Here is an 18421-nt window from a genome sequence, read left to right on the forward strand (position 1 = left end):
TCAGTTCACGTTGATCGTGATGTGGCCGGCCGGTCTCCCGGTGTCGCGCGACAGGTCCGCCAGCGCCCGCACGTGGGCGGGCAGGCGGCCGTGGGTGAGGTCCTCCAGGGTGGTCTCGTCGAGGACCCAGCGCAGGGCGGTGTCCGCGGCGTGCCAGAGCTCCTCCAGATGCGCGGCGGCCTCCGGCGGGGCCGGCCGCTCGGCCTCCTCCCCGAACGGCGCGAAGGTGGTGTCCATGGCGCGGACGACCTCGCCGACCGTGATCTGGATCGCCGGCCGCGCGAGCCGGTAGCCGCCGTCGTTGCCGCGCTGGCTGACCACCAGCCGGGCCCGCCGCAGCTCCCCGAGGATGGTCTGCAGGAAGTTGAACGGCATCTTCTCGGCCTCCGCCAGCGCGGGCGCGCTGATCGTGGCCGGCCGGGCGTGGGCCATGGCGACGAGGGCGCGCATCGCGTAGGTGGTGCGGGCGGTGACGTACATCAGGACGCGGGGACGGTGGCGGCCTGGCCGGCGGCCCGCACATGAATCTCGCCGCCCGCCTCGGCACCGAGCCGGGCGGCGGACTCCCGGGTCATCTGCGCCCAGGCCGGGTCCCCGCTCTCGGCCCCCCGGACCTGGAACTCGACCCGCACCTCGAACCCGAGCCGCACCACGCGGGTGACGACCGCCGGGACGGTGCCCGGCCCCGGCTCGGCCGAGACCTCCACGTCGTGCGGCCGCAGCAGCCGGCCGCCGATCTCGGTCACCGGCCCGAGGAAGCGCATCACGAACGGGGTGGCCGGGTTGTCGTAGATGTCGCCGGGCGTGCCGACCTGCTGGACGGCGCCGTCGGCCAGCACGACGATCGAGTCGGCGACCTCGATCGCCTCCTCCTGGTCGTGGGTGACGAAGACGGTGGTGACGTGCACCTCGTCGTGCAGGCGCCGCAGCCAGGCCCGCAGCTCCTTGCGGACCTGGGCGTCCAGCGCGCCGAACGGCTCGTCCAGCAGCAGCACCTCGGGGTCGACGGCGAGGGCGCGGGCGAGGGCCATGCGCTGCCGCTGCCCGCCCGACAGCTGCGCCGGGTACCGCTTGGCGAACTGGTCGAGGTGGACGAGCTCCAGCAGCTCGCCGACCCGTCTGCGGATCTCGTCCTTGGGCCGCTTGCGGATCTTCAGGCCGAACGCGACGTTCTCGAACACCGTCAGGTGCTTGAACGCGGCGTAGTGCTGGAAGACGAACCCGACGCCGCGGCGCTGCGGCGGCGTCCGCGTCGCGTCCGTCCCGGAGATCAGCACCTGCCCCGAGTCGGGGCGCTCCAGCCCGGCGATGACGCGGAGCAGGGTCGACTTGCCGCCGCCGCTCGGGCCGAGCAGCGCGGTCAGCGAGCCGGACGCGATGTCGACCGAGACGTCCCGCAGGACGGGCGCCTCCCCGAACGACTTGTTCACATCACGGATCTCGATCGCCATCAGATGCCGTCCTTGGGTCGCAGGAGCCTGGTCGCCAGCAGGCTGGCGACCGCGATCGCCGCCAGCGCGAGCGCGGCGGCGTACGAGGCGTGCACGTCGAAGTTCTCGAAGCGCTCCTCGACGAACAGGGTCAGGGTCTGGGTCTCGTCGACGGTCCGGCCGGAGACCACGGCGACCGCGCCGAACTCGCCGAGCGCGCGGGCCAGGGACAGGACGATCCCGTAGCCGAGGGCGGCCCGGATCCCGGGCAGGGTGATGCGGCGGAACGTCTGCCAGCCGCCCGCGCCGAGGGTGCGCGCGGCCTGCTCCTGCTCGTCCCCCAGTTCCTCCAGGACGGGGACGATCGCCCGCACCACGAGCGGCAGGCAGACGAACACCGTCGCCAGCACCATCCCCGGGGTGGAGAAGATGATCTGGATGCCGTTGCCCTCCAGCCAGCCGCCGAACGGGGAGAAGGCGCCGTACACCAGGACCAGCGCCAGCCCGACCACGACCGGGGAGACCGCGAGCGGCAGGTCGATCAGCGCGTCGAACAGCCGCCTGCCCGGGAACCGGTGCCGGACGAGCAGCAGCGCGGCCAGCACGCCGAACAGCGTGTTGAGCACGACGGCCCAGCCCGCGACGATCAGCGTGACCTTGAACGCGTGCAGGGCGGAGTGGGTGGTGAGGGCGTCGACGAAGGCGCCGAAGCCCTCCCCGAACGTCCGCCAGAAGATCAGCCCGACCGGGATGACCAGCAGGAACGCCAGGTAGGCGAGGACGATCAGCCGGAGCCCGTACCTAGCCATGGCGCGCCCCCCAGCGGCGGACGAGGTCGATCGCGAGCAGGAACACCAGCGACAGCACCAGCAGGGCGGTCGAGGTGGCCGCCGCGGCGGCGGTGTTGTCGCTCTCGATCTGGCCGAAGATGTGGACGGCCGACACCTGCGTCTTGAACGGCACGTTCCCGGAGATCAGCACGGTCGAGCCGAATTCCGAGACCGCGCGGGTGAAGGCCAGCGCGGTCCCGGCGAGCATCGCCGGCACCAGGTTCGGCAGGATGATCCGCCGGAAGATCGTCCACGGGCCGGCGCCGAGCGAGGCGGCGGCCTGCTCCATCTCCCGGTCCAGCTCCAGGAGCACCGGCTGGACGGTCCGGACCACGAACGGCAGGGTCACGAACAGCAGCGCGACGACCACGCCGGCCCGGGTGTAGGCCAGCGAGATCCCGAGCGGGCTGTCGTTGCCGTACAGGGTCAGCAGGACCAGGCCCGCCACGATGGTCGGCAGCGCGAAGGGCAGGTCGATCAGCAGGTCGATCAGGCCCTTGCCGGGGAAGTCGTCGCGGACGAGCACCCAGGCGATCAGCGTGCCCATGACCAGGTTGATCAGTGCCACCACCAGCGAGGCGATGACCGTCAGCTTCAGCGAGGCCCACGCGTCCGGGGTGGTGATCGCGTCCCAGAACGCGGCGGGGCCCTGCGAGGTCCCCTCCCACAGGACGGCGGCGAGCGGGATCAGGACGACCGCGCTCAGGAAGATGGTCGCGGTGCCCACGCCGAGCGCCGTGCCGCTCCACGCGGGCGCCGCGATCCCACGGCCGGGCGCGGGCGCCGGCGGCGCGCCTCTCGTCTTCTCGATCGTCGACAAGGGATCAGCCCTCCACCGAGACGCCGATGCCCTTCTCGACGTCGGCCATGATGCCGCCCTTGGGGTCGAAGAACTCCTTCTTGACCTTCGGCCAGCCGCCGAGGTCGTTGATCGTGAAGAGCCCGGACGGGTTCGGGAACCTCTCGGCGTCGGGCACTCCGTCCGCCGTGGGCCGGTACCCGTTCTTGACGAAGATCTCCTGCGCCTTCTTGCCGCGCAGGAACTTCAGGAAGGCCTGGGCCTCCTTGGGATTCTTGCTGCTCTTGGTCACCGCGGCCGGGTTCTCGATCAGGATCGTGGAGTCGGGCACCGTGTAGTCGAGCGGCTGGTTGTTCTGCTGGGCGAAGATGGCCTCGTTCTCGTAGGCGAGGAGGACGTCGCCCTTCCCGCCCGAGAAGGTCTGGAGCGACTTGCGGGCGCTGGAGTCCTGCACCGGGACGTTCTTGAAGAGCGCGTGCAGGAAGGCGGTGCCGGCCGCCTTGTCGGCGCCCTTGTTCGCCTTGGCGCCGTAGCCCGCCATGATGTTCCACTGCGCCCCGCCCGAGGTGAACGGGTTCGGGGTGATGACCTGGACGCCGGGCCTGACGAGGTCGTCCCAGGTCTTGACGTTCTCGGGGTTGCCCTTGCGGGTCGCGAGGACGACCACGGACTTGGTGATCATCCCCTTCTCCGGCCCGCTGTTCCAGCTCGCGTCGACGAGGCCCTTCTCCACCAGCCGGGTCATGTCCGGCTCCAGGGAGAAGCCGACGATGTCGGCCTTCAGGCCGGAGGCCACCGCCCGGCTCTGCTCGCCGGAGGCGCCGAAGGACTTGGTGAACGTGACCTTCTTGCCCTCCGGCGTCTTCCGGTACTCCTTGATGATCGCTTCGTAGGCGGCCTGGGGCGTGGAGTAGGCCACAAGCGAGAGCCGGACCTTGCCGGAGGAGCCCGACCCCCCGCAGGCCGCCGCTCCCGCGGCGAGCGCGGCCAGGCTCAGCACGACTCCGGTCTTGCGTGCACGCATCTTCATCTCCCAGACTTTTCATACCTGTTTGATCGGCTTAGAATGATACAGATGGGGGGACTCGTCAAGGCATGTCCGGTTGGGGACATGCCCGGAGAACATCCTGCGCTGGGTGTGGCAGCCGGGCGACCTGCCGCGCCTGCTGCACCGCATCACCGTCGCCGGCGACGTTCCCGCCGGCGTGGACGGCAGGGAGAGCTACCGCGTCGAGGGCGACGACGCGTCGCCCTACACCCCGGCCGTGAAGGCGGCCTGACCCGTCCGAAGACCCGGGCCCGGTGCGGGGTGGCGCCGGGCTCGCCCGCTTCTCAGGCGTCCGGGATCGTGGGCAGCATGCACATGGCGTCCAGGCCGAGGACGTGGTTGAGCCGGCCGAACGCCAGCCATGAGCCGATGCACATGCTCAGCTCCACGATCTCTGCCTGCGTGTAGTGCGCGGTCATCCGGTCCCAGAACTCCTCGTCCAGGCCGTGGTGGTCGAGGGCGTACCGCTCGGCGTACTCGGCGGCGAGGCGGGTGCGGTCGTCGAAGGCGCCGGTGGTGCGCCACTCGGTCACCGCGTCGAGGAACCCGTCCTCGACCTTCTCGCCGTCGCGCTCGGTCCGCCAGTCGAGGCAGAACAGGCAGCCGTTGATCTGGGCGATGCGCAGCCGGGCGGCCTCGAACTCGCGCAGGCCGAGCGTGGTGTGCGCGTAGACGGCGAGGGAGAGCTTCGAGGCGGCGGGGCCGATGCCCGGCACCATCTCGCCCCACGCGTACTGGATCGGGTCCTTGCCCTCGGGGACGTCGATGTTCACGGGCGGGTCCTTCCGAGCTCGGCCACGCTTCCGAGTTTGCCGGCGGCGGGACGCACCGGGACGTCGAGCGCGTCGTAGAGGCCGGGTTCGGCGTCCACGAGCCAGTCGATCGCGTTCACCAGGCGCCCGGCGGCGGTGGCGTTCCCGCCTGCGGCGCGGTTCCCGGCCGCGTCGGTGGCCTCGACGGTGACCTCGATGCGCGGCTCCCCCTCGATGACGACGCGGTGCGCGCCGTCGCCGTCCGGTGGCGCGGGCCAGTCGGGCGCGCAGGACGGGTGGATGCGGGTGACGTGCTCCACGACGATGCGCGGCTCGCCGCCGACGATGCCCTGCACCTCGAACCGCACCGCGCCCTGGGTGCCCTTCTCGAAGTCGCCCATGGACGCGGTCGTCACCGTCTCGTCGAGCGGGCGGCGGTCGACGGTCTCGCGGATCTCGTCCAGCTCGGCGTCCAGGGCGCGGGCCATCAGCCGGACCTGCCCGCCCCACACCATGGTCGGGACGGTCGCCGCGAGCATCGGCGGCTCGTAGTCCATCGGCTGGCCCATGCCGACCAGGTACCGGACGGACTCGGGCTGGTCGTAGATGGAGTAGTCGAAGATCTCCTGGCAGCGGACGACGTCGATCGTGCCGGCGACGCCGCTGATCAGCAGCGGCAGGACGTCGTTGCCCCAGCCCGGGTCGACGCCGGAGACGAACAGCGAGCCGCCGCCCTCCGCGACGGCGGCCAGCACCGCGTCCCGCATCTCCGGCGGCGCGTTGCGCTGGTCGTAGAGCGCGTAGAGGGCGGGCGTGACGACGACGGCGCCCGCGCGGATCGCGCGGCAGATGTCGGCGAGCGCGTCGTCGGGCCGGATGTCGCCGGACGCCGCGTACACCACCGCCTGCGGCCCGGTCGCGAGGGCGGCGCCGACATCGTCGGTGGCGGTGACGCCGAGGTCGCGGCCGAGGCCGGCGAGGTCCCCCGCGTCCCGTCCGACCTTGGCCGGATCGTGGACGATCACGCCGGTGAGCTGCAGCGCCGGATGCGCCGGCACCGCGCGGACGGCCAGCCGCCCCACGTTGCCGGTGCCCCAGACGATCACGGAGACCATGGCCGGAATCTAACAGATACCAAGCAAGCACTTGGTAGCCACTTGTGGACAGCTCCAACCGCGTGACGCACCTCACATTCTGATATAGAACCCGTTTCAGTTCTACCTGTGAGGGAGGTCACATGAGTCACTCCAGCGCGCCTCATGGCGTGTCCCGTCGCGGTTTCATCGTTGGAACCGGTTCTATCGTCGGGCTCGGACTGCTCGGCCGGACCGGTGCCGCGGCGGCTCCCGTGCCGGCGCCCATCGGCAACGGCGCCCATGTCCCGGTCCTGGTCGTCGGCACCGGCTACGGCGGTTCCGTGGCCGCGCTGCGGCTGGCCCAGGCGGGCGTCGACGTGCACATGGTCGAGATGGGCCAGGCCTGGGACACCCCCGGCTCGGACGGCAAGATCTTCGCCAACACCAGGACGCCGGACTACCGGTCCTACTGGCTGCGGACGCGGACCAAGCAGCCCATCAGCAACTTCCTCGGCTTCCCGCTCGACAAGGACGTTCCCCGCCACACCGGGATCCTGGACGCCGAGGACTTCGCCGGCATCACCGTCTACCAGGGACGCGGCGTCGGCGGCGGATCGCTCGTCAACGGAGGCATGGCGGTCACGCCGAAGCGGTCGCGGTTCGCGTCCGTCCTGCCCTCGGTGAACGCCGACGAGATGTACGGCGTGTACTACCCGCGCGCCAACGCCACGCTCGGCGTCAACACGATCGACCAGTCCTGGTTCGACACCACCGCCTGCTACCAGTACGCGCGGGTCGGGCGGAAGCACGCCCAGCGGTCGGGGTTCGAGTTCGTCTACGTCCCGAACGTGTACGACTTCGACTACATGGAGCAGGAGGCGGCGGGCACCGTCGCGAAGTCCGCGCTGGAGGCGGAGATCCTCTACGGCAACAACCACGGCAAGAAGTCGCTGCAGAAGACCTACCTCGCCCAGGCCAAGGCCACGGGACGGGTCGCGATCTCGTCGCTGCACCGGGTGACGTCGGTGTCGCCGGCGTCCGGCGGGCGGTACGCGGTCGTCATCGAGCAGCTCGACACGGCCGGCGCGGTGACGGCCACCAAGAACGTCACCGCCGACCGCGTCTTCTTCGCGGCCGGGAGCGTCGGCACCAGCAAGCTGCTGGTCAAGATGAGGGCGACCGGCAGGCTGCCCAACCTGAGCGGCGAGATCGGCAAGGGGTGGGGCGACAACGGCAACGTCATGTGCGGGCGCGCGAACCATCTGTGGGATCCGACCGGCAGCCTCCAGTCGTCCATCCCCACCGCGGGGATCGACAACTGGGACGCGGGCGGCGCGTTCGCCGAGGTCGCGCCGCTCCCGACCGGGATCGAGACGTGGGCCTCGTTCTACCTGTCGATCACCAACACCCCGCACCGCGCCGAGTTCTCCTGGAACGCCGCGGCGGGACGGGTCGACCTGAGCTGGCAGACGGCATGGAAGCAGGCCGGCATCACCATGGCGAAGTCGATCTTCGACAAGATCAACGGCAAGGAGGGGACGATCTACCGGACCGACCTCTTCGGCGCCTACAAGATCTGGGGCGACCACCTCACCTACCACCCGCTCGGCGGCGCCGTCCTGAACCGGGCCACCGACAACTACGGCCGGCTGCACGGCCACCCCGGCCTCTACGCCATCGACGGCTCGCTCATCCCCGGCAACACCAGCGTGAACCCGTTCGTCACCATCACCGCCCTCGCCGAACGCAACATCGAGAAGATCATCGCCACCGACCTGTGACCGCGCGCTGACGGGATCCGGCCACGGGCGCGTGTGGCCGGACTTTCAGTGGCCCTGGTGGCTCAGGACGTTGACCACCGTGCCGCTCGGGTCCCGCACGAAGAAGCGCCGCACGCCCCACGGCTCGTCGGTCAGGGGATGCACGATCTCCGCCCCCGCGGCGCGCATCGCGGCGTGCACCGCGTCCACGTCCTCCACCTCGACGCTGAGGTCGGGATCGACGGGGGCGGTGGCGTCCCTGCCGTAGAGGATGACCTGCGTGGTGGGGTTGGACGGGGAGACCAGGTTGCGGACCCAGCCCATGTCCATGTCGACCCGGAAGCCCAGCCGCTCGTAGAACTCGGTGCTGGCCTGCATGTCGTCGGTGTGAAGATCGGGTACAGCCCGTCGGATGCTCATCGTCCGACCCTAGGCCCCGGGTGCGACCGTCTACGGGCAGGCGGGGAAGAGGCGCCGCGTGCGCGTCCGGCCGCCGCCGCGCGCCCGGCGAGGACCGCGCCGGCCGCCACCAGGACCGCGCCCGCCCCGGCCGCGATCGTGGGCAGCGCGGCCGGGATGCCGAGGTACGTCGTGATGCCGAGGATGCGGGACAGGCCCCAGGGCAGCAGCGCCATCTGGTCGTTCCACATGGTCATGGCGTCTTCCAGGCCGATCGCCGCGACCAGGGAGCCGAGCACGGCCGGCGGTGCCCCTGCACCGATCAGGGTGACGCCGGTCGCGCGGCGCACGGACAGGCCGTAGGCGTCGCGGAGGACGCGGTAGGCGATGACGAACGTCCAGCAGAACGCGGCGAACGCGACCGTGATGTAGAGCGAGCGCAGGACGGGTTCCGTCCAGAAGTCGTACCAGTACCGGCCGGGGCCCCGCCCTGCCAGCGCGACCAGCAGGATCACCGTGCGGCCGAGCGCGACACCGCCGATCGCGGCGCTCAGCGCGAACCGGTCGCGGCCGCGCGTGAGCCACCGCAGCACGAGGGCGAAGGCCAGCCACGCGCCGAAGACGAGGACGAGGTGCGCCGGTGCCGCGAACCAGGTGTAGGCGGCCCGGCTCAGCACGAGGACCGCGGCGGGGACAAGCCACACGAGGACCCGGTCGAGGCGTCCGGCAGGCTCGACCGATATGACGCGCCAGGGCCTGGTGAGGCCGAGCCAGAGGCCACGGAACGCGGCCGATCCGGGCGCACCGCGCAGGAGCCGCTGCCCGAGGGAACCGCCGAGGACGAAAAGTATGGCGAGGCCCGCCAGGAGGGTTCGCGCGAGCCAGGCCATGGGCTCGTCCCGGTCCGCGCGCTTCATCCCGATCTCGGCGGCGGTGAAGTTGTACGCGGGGAGCGCGGTGTTCTCGCCGTAGCGGCGCTCGTGCGCGGCGGCGGCCGTCCGGAACCGCTTCTCCGCCGCGCGCCAGGCCGTCCTGGCGGAGGCCGAGCCGGTGTCGAGCCACTGCGCGTGCCGCAACACCATCGTCCGGTACGCGGCGAGGGTGCCGAACAGGTCGACCTGGTAGGCCATCGTGTCGGCGAACCGCCGCCGCAGCACGGGGTCGTGCCAGGACTCCGCCTTCGTGCCGTCGATGAGCGCCTGCATCCGGCGGCCGAGCGCCACCGCGTCCTCGCCCTCGGCGATCGCCTCCTCCAGCCTGGGCCTCGCCACCCGGTAGATCGTGTCGAGTGCGGCGCCGTCACCGGTGACGATGTCCCACTCGAAGATCCACATCATCGGCGGCGGTTCCAGGCCGAGCGCCTTGACCGTGGTGTCCGCGTAGGGGCCGATGTAGAGGCCCTTGCCGACGGCGCTCCGGGAGAGGGCCATCACCTGCGCGATCGCGGACACGGTGGCGGGGTCGTCGGAGAACGTCCGGCGGATCCAGTCGTTCGTGGCCTTCGGGACGTCCAGGTCCGGGTCCCACGCCAGGCGGGCGGTCAGGTAGACGTTGACGTCCCATATCTGCCAGAACCCGGCGCGCAGGTAGAGGGTCATGGGGCCCGCCCGTAGCGGGCCGCCGTCCTGCGTCCAGTTCCACAGGCCGACGATGTTGGGGTTCTTGGCGAGGAACGTCCTCAATGCCTGCTGGTGGAGGCCGCCGAGGTTGTTCGGCAGCGCCCCGAAGCCCTCGAACTCCCGCCGCGACTGGAACTCCACGATCCTCTTCTGCTCGCCCGTCAGCAGCGTCGTGTTGAGCGGCAGGTGGCTGTAGAAGTCGCCGAGCGTGTACTTGGTCGAGACGATCAGATGCTCGTCGTCGATGCCGTCCAGCACCTCGTGGTAGGACGCGGGATTGGTGTGCATGTCGCCGACCGCCCCGACCCCGACGCTCCAGGTACGGAAGACGATGTCGCGGCCGTCCGCGCCCGCCTGGCGCAGGAACGCGGTGAGCATCGCGCGCACCTGCTCGACCGTGGTCACCTTGATCTCGGAGTGGTAGTCCCAGCCTGCGAACTTGTAGTCCTCGCCGCCCTCCCCGATCCGGACCACCAGGCCGTCGACGTAGGGCATGGTCGTGAAAAGTTCGTGCAGCCCGGCCCGGTAGACCGACCAGAGTCGGGCACTCGATGTGTCGAGGTCGCCGAGGTACTCCTCCAGAGGCGGCGAGAGGGCCAGCATGTCGGTCTGGAAGTAGACCTTCATGCCCATGTCGTGGGCGTACTTCCAGCTCGGCCCGAACGCGGCGCGCATCGCCTGCGCCCGCGAGATGTGCGGGTCGCCCGCGCGGTACACGGCGTGACCGTCGCCGACACCGCTGAACGTGACGTACTCCAGGAACCCGGGCACGACGACGCCGTTGTAGCCGTCCTCCAGCGCATGGTCGACGAACTGCCGGAACTGCTCCCCGATCTTCGCCGCCGCGTGCGCGTCCACCCACGGCGCGGACTTCAGGACCGCGGGCCCGACCACATCGGTGTTGAGCCCGTAGTCGTCCCCCTTGGCGAACGCCGGCTCGTCGGCCGTCAGGCCTACGGACCCGTGGTCGGTGAGCCGCAGTGGCAGCGCGGGGGCGACGACGCGTCCGTCCTCGTCATCGGGGAGGACCTCGGCTCCCGAACGGATCCGGTCCGCGATCGCGTAGAGCCCGTTGGCCGCACCGGCGGACGTCGACGCTTGCAGGAGCAACCCGCCGTCCCGCTTCCGGAGCCGGAACGCCTCGTCCTCCTTGCCGGCCGGTGCCGCCAGCGAAGCGGCCTTCTCCACCCGGAGCGCCGTGCCCTTCCCGGACGTGCCGACCCGGGGCCTGGGCCGTCCGCGCCCGGCCAGCGCGGAGGCGACCGCCTCGGCGGCGAGCCGCTCCCGCCGCCGGTCAAGGTCAGGGCCGTCCGCGGGCAGCACGATCGAGGTGAGATCCGGAGGCCCGGCGGCAGGTGCGGCCTTGCCCGCCACCATACGCTCCGCCGGCACGGCGGCGGGCGCGGTTCGCAGTCCGAGGGCCGCGTCCACCTGCGCGGCCACGAGCCCACCGAGCGCGAGCAGGGCGACGGCGGTCACAAGGAACCACCGCCGCCGCGTCCGCCCCTCATCCGGCATGCGCCACATCGTAGATCTTGGGCCGTCGAATGCGAACAAATGTCATATTCGCGTGTGATAGGAGGAACGGATGAGGTTGCAGCGCCGGACCAGAGACCTCGCCGCCGAGTACCAGCTGTGGTACGACCGACCGCGTCCGGAAGGCACAGAGCTCGACCCGGCCGAGGTCGGCGGCCGGTTGCGCGCGCTGCGAGACGGCCGGCTCGGGCCCGCCGCGACGGCGAAGGCCCTCCGGGACGCGGCCGACGTCGTCGATGCCCGGGCCGCCGCCTGCTTGGAGACCATCGCGCGGATCGACGCCGAGTACGGCGAGGTGTTCCGCCGCGTGTCCTACGTCTCCGGCGAGTACCTCGCACCATACGAGCGCCTCCTCGCGACCCAGGGCGTTCTCGAACGGTCCCGCAGGCTCGCGCCCCGGTTGCGCTCTCTGGCCGACCGGCACGAAAGGCGTGCCGCACGGCGATGGCCGCCGCCCGGTGGGCTGATCGGACCTCCTGACATAGCCGCGCTGCTGGAAGCCGGCGACAAGGCCCGGCTGCTCCGCGCACTCGACCATCGGAACGAGGACATCCGCATCCGGGCGGCCTCGGCCCTCTCCGAGCTCGGCGCCCCGGAAGTGGTGGACGTCCTCCTCGGAATCATCGACGACGCGCGGCAGGGCGTCCGTCCACCGAGCAAGAAGCTGCACGAGGCGGCGGTGAGGATACTGGCCACCACCGCCGACCCTCGGGCCGCCGACGCACTGGTCCGTCATGCGCGCGAACACCTGGGCCGCGACGAAGGCACATCGGCGCTCACCGGCCTGGTCAGGATGAAGGACGAGCGAACCCTGGACCTCCTCGTCACGCACCTGCGAGACGGCTACGTGGCGAACTCCGCCACCCGCCTGCTCGCCGACCTCGGCGATCCGCGCGCCATCCCGGTGCTGCGGGACTACATCAGCGAACTCGAAGGCTCCGCTCCGAAGCCCGGAGCGGAGAGCCGCCTGCGCGACCTCTACCTCGACGCGGCCCGCAGCGCCCTCGCCCGCCTCGACCCGAACTCGGCCGCGCCCGGCGACGGATGAGACCCCGGGCGGAATGGGGCCGGCGCGGTGGGAGTTCGGGATGAGATGACCACGGCGAAGGAACGCTTGATAGCGGACCGCGACGACACGGTGAAGCTCATCGCGTCGCTGAGCGGTGACTGGGAGGGCCTTGTCGAAGCGTCGACGCAGACCGGGGTGGACGACGAACACGACCCGGAAGGCGCCACCATCGCCTTCGAACGCGCCCGCACCGAAGCGTCCCTGAGCCGCGCCCGCACCCACCTGACCGACATCGACGACGCCCTGCGCCGGCTCGACCTGGGCACCTACGGCATCTGCGAGCAATGCGGCGCCCCGATCGCCGCGGAACGCCTGTCCGCCCGCCCCGCCGCCCGAACCTGCCTCGCCTGCGCTAGGTGACTCGCCCGGCCTCTAGTCGAACTGGCTGACCACGGCCGCGATCTCGCATGGCGCGTGCAGGAACAGGAAGAAGACGCCGTGGTCGTGCCCGATGGTGTCGCCACCGGCCGTCGCACCGACGTAGTCCATCAGCTTTCCGCAGGCGGGGCAGTCCGGATAGTCGGGGTCCTGCACCCAGCCGGGTCGTCCGCCGAGGGTGGACCCGCCCTCGCAGTCGTGCCCCTCGTAGCCGCCTTCCCGTTGCTCTCCGGGGACGAGCCGGACGGCGGGTGGGTCCTCCTGCACCAACGTGCGCCCGCTCAGGTAGGCGGGCCGGGTGGTGAACGCGGACCAGGTCGCGGCGCCGTCCGGACTGACCTGCGTGAAGACGGTGGCGTAGGTCGAGCAGAAGAAGCAGGTGACGACCTTCAGCCGTCCCTTCCATCCGGTGTGGGCGAGAGCGGCGGCGAACCGCCCGTCGGAAGTGTCGCCGTCGAGTGCGGTCCACAGCGCGGAAGAACACCATGGGCATCGCGCGTCCGCGGAAGCGTCCAGGGGCTCAGGTACAAGGCGGTAGGCGGCACTTCCGCAGATCTCGCGCCGGCGTCCGTGGCCATCGAAGTCGCAGCCGTACCGGCGCAGGAACCGGGAGAAACCGTCCGGATCCATACCGGCCGGCGGTCGCGCCGACCACCGGTACAGCGCCGCGTCCGCGACCGGACCGCGGGCGGCCGTGAGGATCGCCACGAGATCCGGCCCGGAGGGTTCACCCGAGTCGACCCGCCGCACGGCTTCACGCTGGAAGTCCTCGTCCGCTCCCCTGAAGAGCCTCTCAGGTATGTACAGCGGCGCATCGACCAGCCGGATCAGCAGCGGGCGCAGTGACTCCAGCACGGTCGGATCGTCGTCCGCCAGGTCCTCAAGCTCGTACGCCGCGAAGTCATCGCCACGCATGATCCGGTCGACAAGCTCATCGATCACAGACAGACACTAGTGGCTCACCGTGGTGGGCGACGCCCGCGGCGGTCGGGTCAGGTCAGGTGGGAGCCGAGGAAGGCCAGTTGGCGGGGGAGCATTTTCCGGCGGAACGCCGTGTCATGGCAGCCGGAGTAGATCCCGCCCTCCGGGTGGCCGCCCCCGTCGCGCACGGTCGCGAGAAACTCCTTGGTCGGGCCGGAGAAGGAGTCGTGGCTGCCGCAGGCCGCCCACACCGGAATCCCGGCCAGCCGCCGCGCGTAGGAGCGCGCCGTCGTGTCGGTGATCGCCGGGGAGGTCGCCACCACCGCGGCCACCAGCGAACGGCCGTGCTCGGACGCCAGCCGCAGCACGCCGTCCCCGCCCATCGACCAGCCGAGAAGGCCGACACGCGCGGTCCGCAGCCCCTGCTTGGCCAGAAACGGGATCAGCGTGTCGACGACGACGCCGTCTTGGAACCAGCGGTCCACAGAGGCCACGGCGAACGGCGGCGTGCCCTTGCCCATGGCGTCGGCCAGGTAGTTCTGAATCGCGTATACGTCGAAGGGAGTGCGTGCGTCCCCGCTGCCGCCGTGCAGCAGCACCGTCACCGGTAGCTGCGTCCCGGGTTCCTTGCCCGGCGGCCAGCCGATCACGGCGCGGACGGACTCGCCGCTCGCGCTCACCAGGTGCTCTTGGACCTTCCCGGGGCGCGCCTGCGGCGGCGCTGGCATGTCGCCGCACATGCCCATCGCCCGTGCCGCGCGCTCCCTGCCCGGCAGCAGACCCGCTCTCACCAGCGCCGTGACACCTCCGCCGGCGACCACCAGGCCGCCGGCGGTCAGGACCCCCCGCCGCGATATCCCGCTCATGCCGTGGCCCCCATTCTGGAAGGCGGCGATCTTCTCCGAGCCGCATGGTCGATCATCGCATCGGCTCGGAGCCGCCTCCCAGCACGGTCTGAGAGGACGGGCGGCGGCTAGGCGTCGGACTGCGGGAGGCTCTCCTTGGCCGTCTCGTAGTCGCCGGTCGGGGGCTCCTCGTCCTTGGTGTAGACGAGGTGGACGACGCCGGTCTTGAAGGTCGTGGAGGAGAGGAGCTTCAGCGGCAGCGGCGTGTCGGCGTCCTCGAACAGCCGCAGGCCCTTGCGCACGGCGATCGGATGCACCAGCAGGTGCAGCTCGTCGAGGACGCCCGCCTCCAGAAGTTGCCGGACGACCGAGACCGACCCGCTCATCCCGATATCGGACGTGGACGGCTCGTTCTTCAGCGCGGTCACCGCCTCGACGAGGTCGCCGCGGAGCACTTCGGAGTTGCGCCAGGGCAACTCCAGGTCCTGATGGGTAACCACGATCTTGCGGGCGTCTCCGAGCTTCTTGGCGAATTCGGCGTCCTCGCCGCCCGCCTCCTCCCGTCCCGGCCAGGCCTCCGCGAAGCCTTCGTAGGTCTTGCGGCCGAGCAGGAGCGTGTCGGCCGCCCCCAACTGGCCGTCCACGGCCTGGCCCATCTCCTCGTTGAAGTAGGGGAAATGCCAGTTCTGCGGGTCCTCGACGACCCCGTCGAGCGAGATGAACAGCCCTGCTGTGATCTTTCGCATGGTCGGTCCTCCTTGGACATCGCGTGGTGCTCATCTGGTTCGACCAGCACCGCCCCCGGAACTCATCGCTCCTCGCTGAGCTCGCCGTTACCGGCGCTTGGCGGTGAAGGTCAGATGGGTGACGTTGCTGGGGGTGGAGACCGCTTCGATGTCGTAGGCCTCCTCCAGTGACTCCAGTCCGTCCCAGAGCCGGACACCCCGGCCGAGCAGGAGCGGGACTTGGACCACGTGCATGTGGTCGACCAGCCCCTCGCTGAGGAAGTCGCGGACCACCGTGGGGCCGCCGCCCAGGCGCACGTCCTTGCCACCGGCGGCCTCGCGGGCCGCCTTGAGCGCGTCGGCGGGCGAGGCGTCCAGGAAGTGGAAGGTGGTGCCGCCCTCCATCTCGATGGAGGGGCGGGGCCGGTGGGTGAGGACGAAGACCGGCGTGTGGAACGGCGGGTTGGGGCCCCAGGCGCCCTTGTAGTCGGGGTCGTCCTGCCAGTTCGGCGGGCCGAACTTGCCGGCGCCCATGATCTCGGCGCCGATGTTGTGGCCGTGCATCGCGGCGAAGGCGTTGTCGGCGCCGGCGCTGCCGCCCTGGCCCCCGGTCATCTCGAACCAGAACCGGGTGGTGAACATCCACTCGTGCAGGCGCTCGCCGGCGTGCCCGAACGGGGCGTCCGGGGCCTGGCCCTCACCGGTCGCGAAGCCGTCGAGCGAGATCGTGAAGTTATGGACGCGGACTTCGGACATCGCAGTGCTCCTTCGATCCATCGGCGCCGCCTCCCGGCGCCGTCACGAGAAGGTCGGAGCCGCCCCGGCCGTCTCGACATCACCCCGTCCAGATCGCGGAAAAAGTTGCCCAGCCGGGCACCTACCCCCTGCGCGAGGGGCAATCCCCTGGTCAGGAAGGCCGCCCGACGTCCGGAGCACGCGGCCGCCCGGTTCGGACGCCGGGCCGGGGTAAGCCATGATCGGTGGGCGGCGGCGACCGATGCGGTCGGCCGGCTTCGGACATCGTCGGACCGGATGGCAAGGACCTCATTGTTGATCTCCGATCCGCCTGCTCTCGGCGAGGTGGCGGCAGCGCTCTGGCGGAACGGCCTGCCGTCCGTCGAGGAAGACCTGGCGCGCGCCGGCGGTCCGGTGGCCGATGCGTTGCGCCGTGCTCTGGCTCGGGCGGCGCACCTGCTGGCCCGCGCCGAGTCCGAAAGGGAGCTGAGCGATGCTCTGGTCCTTCGGTTGACCGGCGTGCCGGAGCTGGCGTCGATGGTGGAGTCCTTTCGCGCGACGTCGCCCGGCCCCGGCTTGAGAAGCAGATGGCCGATGCCGGATCAACCCGCCCCCGGCCTGGCCCGGGTCCTCGATGGTCGGGAAGGCGACGCCCGCTCGTGCGCCTGGTCGCCCGACGGCCACTGGCTGGTGTCGATCAGCAGCGGATTCAGCTCTGACACGCGGAACGTGGTCCGGCTCTGGAACGCCCGTACGTGGCAGCCCGGGCCGGCCTTCGATCACGGTGCCAACGGGCCGAACTGGATACACGACTGCGTCCTGCCACCGTCGGGCGAATGGCTGGCCACCTACGCGGCCGGCACGGTGTGGATCTGGGACGTGGACTCCGGCGACCTGCGCGAAATGGTCGAAGGGCGGTTGGTGGCGGCGGCCCCCGACGGAACGTGGCTGGCCATCGGGCGGCCAGGGCACGTCGCGCTGTACCGGATGCCCGATGGCCGGCTTCTCGACACCTTCCCCTGGCATCCCGGTCCCACGGCGCGGGCCGTAACGGGACCGGCCGGCGCTTGGGTGGTCACCTCGGACGACGGGTGTCTACGGGTACGTGAGCTGCCCGAGGGCCGGGTCCTGTGCGAATTCAACGTCGACGGCCGCGGCGACCAGCGGTTCGTGCTGGCGCCAGATGGATCCTGGCTGGCCGCCGAGATCGGCCCGCGTCAGAGCCGTACCCGGGTCTGGGACACCACCACCGGTGAGGTTCGCGCAACCTACGAATTCCCCCTTGGGCCAGTGCACACGATCGCTCCGGACGGTTCCTGGATCGTCGCCACGCTGGAAGAAACGCGCACGATGCTCCTCGATGTCACCGGCAATTCGTCCACCCCGATCCCGCTCGGCGAGCACAGCTCGACGGTGACGTCGTACGCGGTCTCGCCGGACGGCGCGTGCCTGGCCGCCGGCTGCCAGGACGGCACCATCTGGCTCTGGGACCTGCACGGAGGCGCCGCCGAGCAGCGGCCCGACCCGCGCCGGGTGCCGTCCTCGTCCTGCGCGGCGGCACCCGACGGATCCTGGCTCGCGACCACGGACGACACCCGGCACCACGAGGGCGGCGTCGCGATCTGGGACGTCGCCACCGGTCGGCGGAGCAGGGTCTGCGGCGCCGGCTCCGGCCCGCACCACTCGTGTGTCGCGGCCCCGGACGGCACCTGGCTGGCCACCGCCCGCAGTGACGCCGTACTGATCTGGGATGTGGCCACCGGCCGGCTGCGGCACCACATCGACTGCCCGGTCCGCCCCGGGCATGTGCTGATCAGCGCGGCCGCGAACTACGTCATCGATCTCGCCGTCGCCTCCGACGGGACCTGGCTCGCCGCAGCCTGCGAAGACGGGACCGTACGCCTCCTGGACGTGGCCACCGGACAGACCCGGGCCATCCTCGACCACCCCGCCATCACCGGCCGGATGCTGAGCTGCGTCGTCGCCCCGGACGCGAGCCGGCTGGCCTACAGCGGCCTGGACGCCACGATCGTCCACGACCTGCCCGGCGGCACGAACCGCGAGATCGACAGCTCCGGCCGCCTGTTCGACGTCTCCCCCGACGGGTCCCTGATCGCCGGCGAGCAGGGATTCGACATACGGATCTGGTCGGCGACCACCGGCGAAACGCTGCACGTCCTGAGAGGCCACACTCACTTCGTGACGACCTGCCGGTGGTCACCCGACGGCATCCGCCTGGCCTCGGCCGGTGACCACACGGTACGTATCTGGGCCGCCGACACCGGCGAGATCGAGACGACGGTCCGGTTCTACGCGGATCCGAACGACAGCAGGAACCCGATGGACTGCACCTGGCTGCCGGACGGGCGAACTCTGGCCGTGACCGGCAGACAAGGCCTTCACTTGTTCGACCTGGCGAATACGCCGTCCGACCTGATCGCCCCGGTCCCGCATCGGTAGACCGTGGTCGCACGAGAGCGAGACGGTGGTGCAGGAGGC

18 protein-coding genes are annotated in these 18421 nt (G+C 71.0%); 5 read left to right on the top strand and 13 right to left on the bottom strand.

Annotation, left to right across the window (positions count from 1 at the left end; genetic code table 11):
• The 5 genes from ABGB11_RS20900 to ABGB11_RS20920 are packed head-to-tail and all read right to left on the bottom strand — an operon-like array spanning position 1 to position 4089.
• Positions 1-480 carry an Rrf2 family transcriptional regulator gene (locus tag ABGB11_RS20900; protein ID WP_347635233.1) on the bottom strand — a complete coding sequence of 160 codons (480 nt, stop codon included), beginning with the start codon at positions 478-480 and terminating at the stop codon, positions 1-3.
• A complete protein-coding gene (locus tag ABGB11_RS20905) occupies positions 480-1451 on the bottom strand; it encodes a sulfate ABC transporter ATP-binding protein (protein WP_347635235.1) in 972 nt (323 codons plus the stop codon). Before ABGB11_RS20905 ends, ABGB11_RS20900 begins: the two co-directional genes overlap by 1 nt.
• The gene (locus tag ABGB11_RS20910; RefSeq protein WP_347635237.1) at positions 1451-2239 is read right to left on the bottom strand and encodes a sulfate ABC transporter permease subunit; all 789 of its coding nucleotides are present in this window, start codon (positions 2237-2239) and stop codon (positions 1451-1453) included. Before ABGB11_RS20910 ends, ABGB11_RS20905 begins: the two co-directional genes overlap by 1 nt.
• Complete coding sequence (gene cysT, locus ABGB11_RS20915) at positions 2232-3080, bottom strand: sulfate ABC transporter permease subunit CysT (RefSeq protein WP_347635239.1); 849 nt, start codon at positions 3078-3080, stop codon at positions 2232-2234. Before cysT ends, ABGB11_RS20910 begins: the two co-directional genes overlap by 8 nt.
• A gap of 4 nt (positions 3081-3084) precedes the next feature.
• On the bottom strand, positions 3085-4089 hold the full coding sequence (locus ABGB11_RS20920) for a sulfate ABC transporter substrate-binding protein (protein ID WP_347635241.1): 1005 nt from the start codon (positions 4087-4089) through the stop codon (positions 3085-3087).
• A gap of 73 nt (positions 4090-4162) precedes the next feature.
• Between ABGB11_RS20920 and ABGB11_RS20925 the strand changes: the two genes are divergently transcribed.
• Positions 4163-4339: a hypothetical protein gene (locus ABGB11_RS20925; protein ID WP_347635243.1), complete on the top strand. Its 177-nt coding sequence runs from the start codon at positions 4163-4165 to the stop codon at positions 4337-4339.
• 52 nt (positions 4340-4391) lie between these two features.
• Here ABGB11_RS20925 and ABGB11_RS20930 read toward each other — a convergent pair whose 3' ends face one another.
• Together ABGB11_RS20930 and ABGB11_RS20935 are read right to left on the bottom strand one after the other, a co-directional pair.
• Positions 4392-4880 (bottom strand): carboxymuconolactone decarboxylase family protein, encoded by a 489-nt coding sequence (locus tag ABGB11_RS20930; RefSeq protein ID WP_347635245.1) that lies wholly within the window; start codon positions 4878-4880, stop codon positions 4392-4394.
• The gene (locus ABGB11_RS20935) at positions 4877-5974 is read right to left on the bottom strand and encodes a dihydrodipicolinate reductase (protein ID WP_347635247.1); all 1098 of its coding nucleotides are present in this window, start codon (positions 5972-5974) and stop codon (positions 4877-4879) included. The genes ABGB11_RS20930 and ABGB11_RS20935 overlap by 4 nt, the downstream gene beginning before the upstream one ends.
• Before the next feature lie 233 nt (positions 5975-6207).
• Between ABGB11_RS20935 and ABGB11_RS20940 the strand changes: the two genes are divergently transcribed.
• On the top strand, positions 6208-7716 hold the full coding sequence (locus ABGB11_RS20940; RefSeq protein ID WP_347635249.1) for a GMC oxidoreductase: 1509 nt from the start codon (positions 6208-6210) through the stop codon (positions 7714-7716).
• A 45-nt stretch (positions 7717-7761) separates the two neighbouring features.
• On the opposite strand, the gene ABGB11_RS20945 is transcribed toward ABGB11_RS20940, so the two are convergent.
• Complete coding sequence (locus ABGB11_RS20945; protein WP_347635251.1) at positions 7762-8115, bottom strand: VOC family protein; 354 nt, start codon at positions 8113-8115, stop codon at positions 7762-7764.
• Entirely contained in the window at positions 8112-11231 is a 3120-nt protein-coding gene (locus ABGB11_RS20950; protein WP_347635253.1) for a hypothetical protein, read from the bottom strand. Before ABGB11_RS20950 ends, ABGB11_RS20945 begins: the two co-directional genes overlap by 4 nt.
• A gap of 70 nt (positions 11232-11301) precedes the next feature.
• Here ABGB11_RS20950 and ABGB11_RS20955 point away from each other — a divergent pair, with 70 nt between their 5' ends.
• Together ABGB11_RS20955 and ABGB11_RS20960 are read left to right on the top strand one after the other, a co-directional pair.
• Positions 11302-12297 (top strand): hypothetical protein, encoded by a 996-nt coding sequence (locus ABGB11_RS20955; RefSeq protein WP_347635255.1) that lies wholly within the window; start codon positions 11302-11304, stop codon positions 12295-12297.
• Positions 12298-12342: 45 nt separating this feature from the next.
• On the top strand, positions 12343-12678 hold the full coding sequence (locus tag ABGB11_RS20960; RefSeq protein WP_347635257.1) for a TraR/DksA C4-type zinc finger protein: 336 nt from the start codon (positions 12343-12345) through the stop codon (positions 12676-12678).
• A gap of 12 nt (positions 12679-12690) precedes the next feature.
• Here ABGB11_RS20960 and ABGB11_RS20965 read toward each other — a convergent pair whose 3' ends face one another.
• From ABGB11_RS20965 to ABGB11_RS20980, 4 genes are all read right to left on the bottom strand, one after another.
• On the bottom strand, positions 12691-13638 hold the full coding sequence (locus tag ABGB11_RS20965) for a hypothetical protein (RefSeq protein ID WP_347635259.1): 948 nt from the start codon (positions 13636-13638) through the stop codon (positions 12691-12693).
• Positions 13639-13688: 50 nt separating this feature from the next.
• Entirely contained in the window at positions 13689-14483 is a 795-nt protein-coding gene (locus tag ABGB11_RS20970; protein WP_347635261.1) for a hypothetical protein, read from the bottom strand.
• 107 nt (positions 14484-14590) lie between these two features.
• Positions 14591-15208: a dihydrofolate reductase family protein gene (locus ABGB11_RS20975; RefSeq protein WP_347635263.1), complete on the bottom strand. Its 618-nt coding sequence runs from the start codon at positions 15206-15208 to the stop codon at positions 14591-14593.
• Between the two features lie 87 nt (positions 15209-15295).
• Complete coding sequence (locus ABGB11_RS20980; RefSeq protein WP_347635265.1) at positions 15296-15943, bottom strand: dihydrofolate reductase family protein; 648 nt, start codon at positions 15941-15943, stop codon at positions 15296-15298.
• Positions 15944-16237: 294 nt separating this feature from the next.
• Between ABGB11_RS20980 and ABGB11_RS20985 the strand changes: the two genes are divergently transcribed.
• A complete protein-coding gene (locus ABGB11_RS20985) occupies positions 16238-18382 on the top strand; it encodes a WD40 repeat domain-containing protein (protein WP_347635267.1) in 2145 nt (714 codons plus the stop codon).
• The last annotated feature ends 39 nt before the right edge of the window (positions 18383-18421 follow it).

Origin of the sequence: Actinomadura sp. B10D3, from assembly GCF_039871695.1 — a bacterium.
Classification (GTDB): Bacteria; Actinomycetota; Actinomycetes; order Streptosporangiales; family Streptosporangiaceae; genus Spirillospora; species Spirillospora madurae.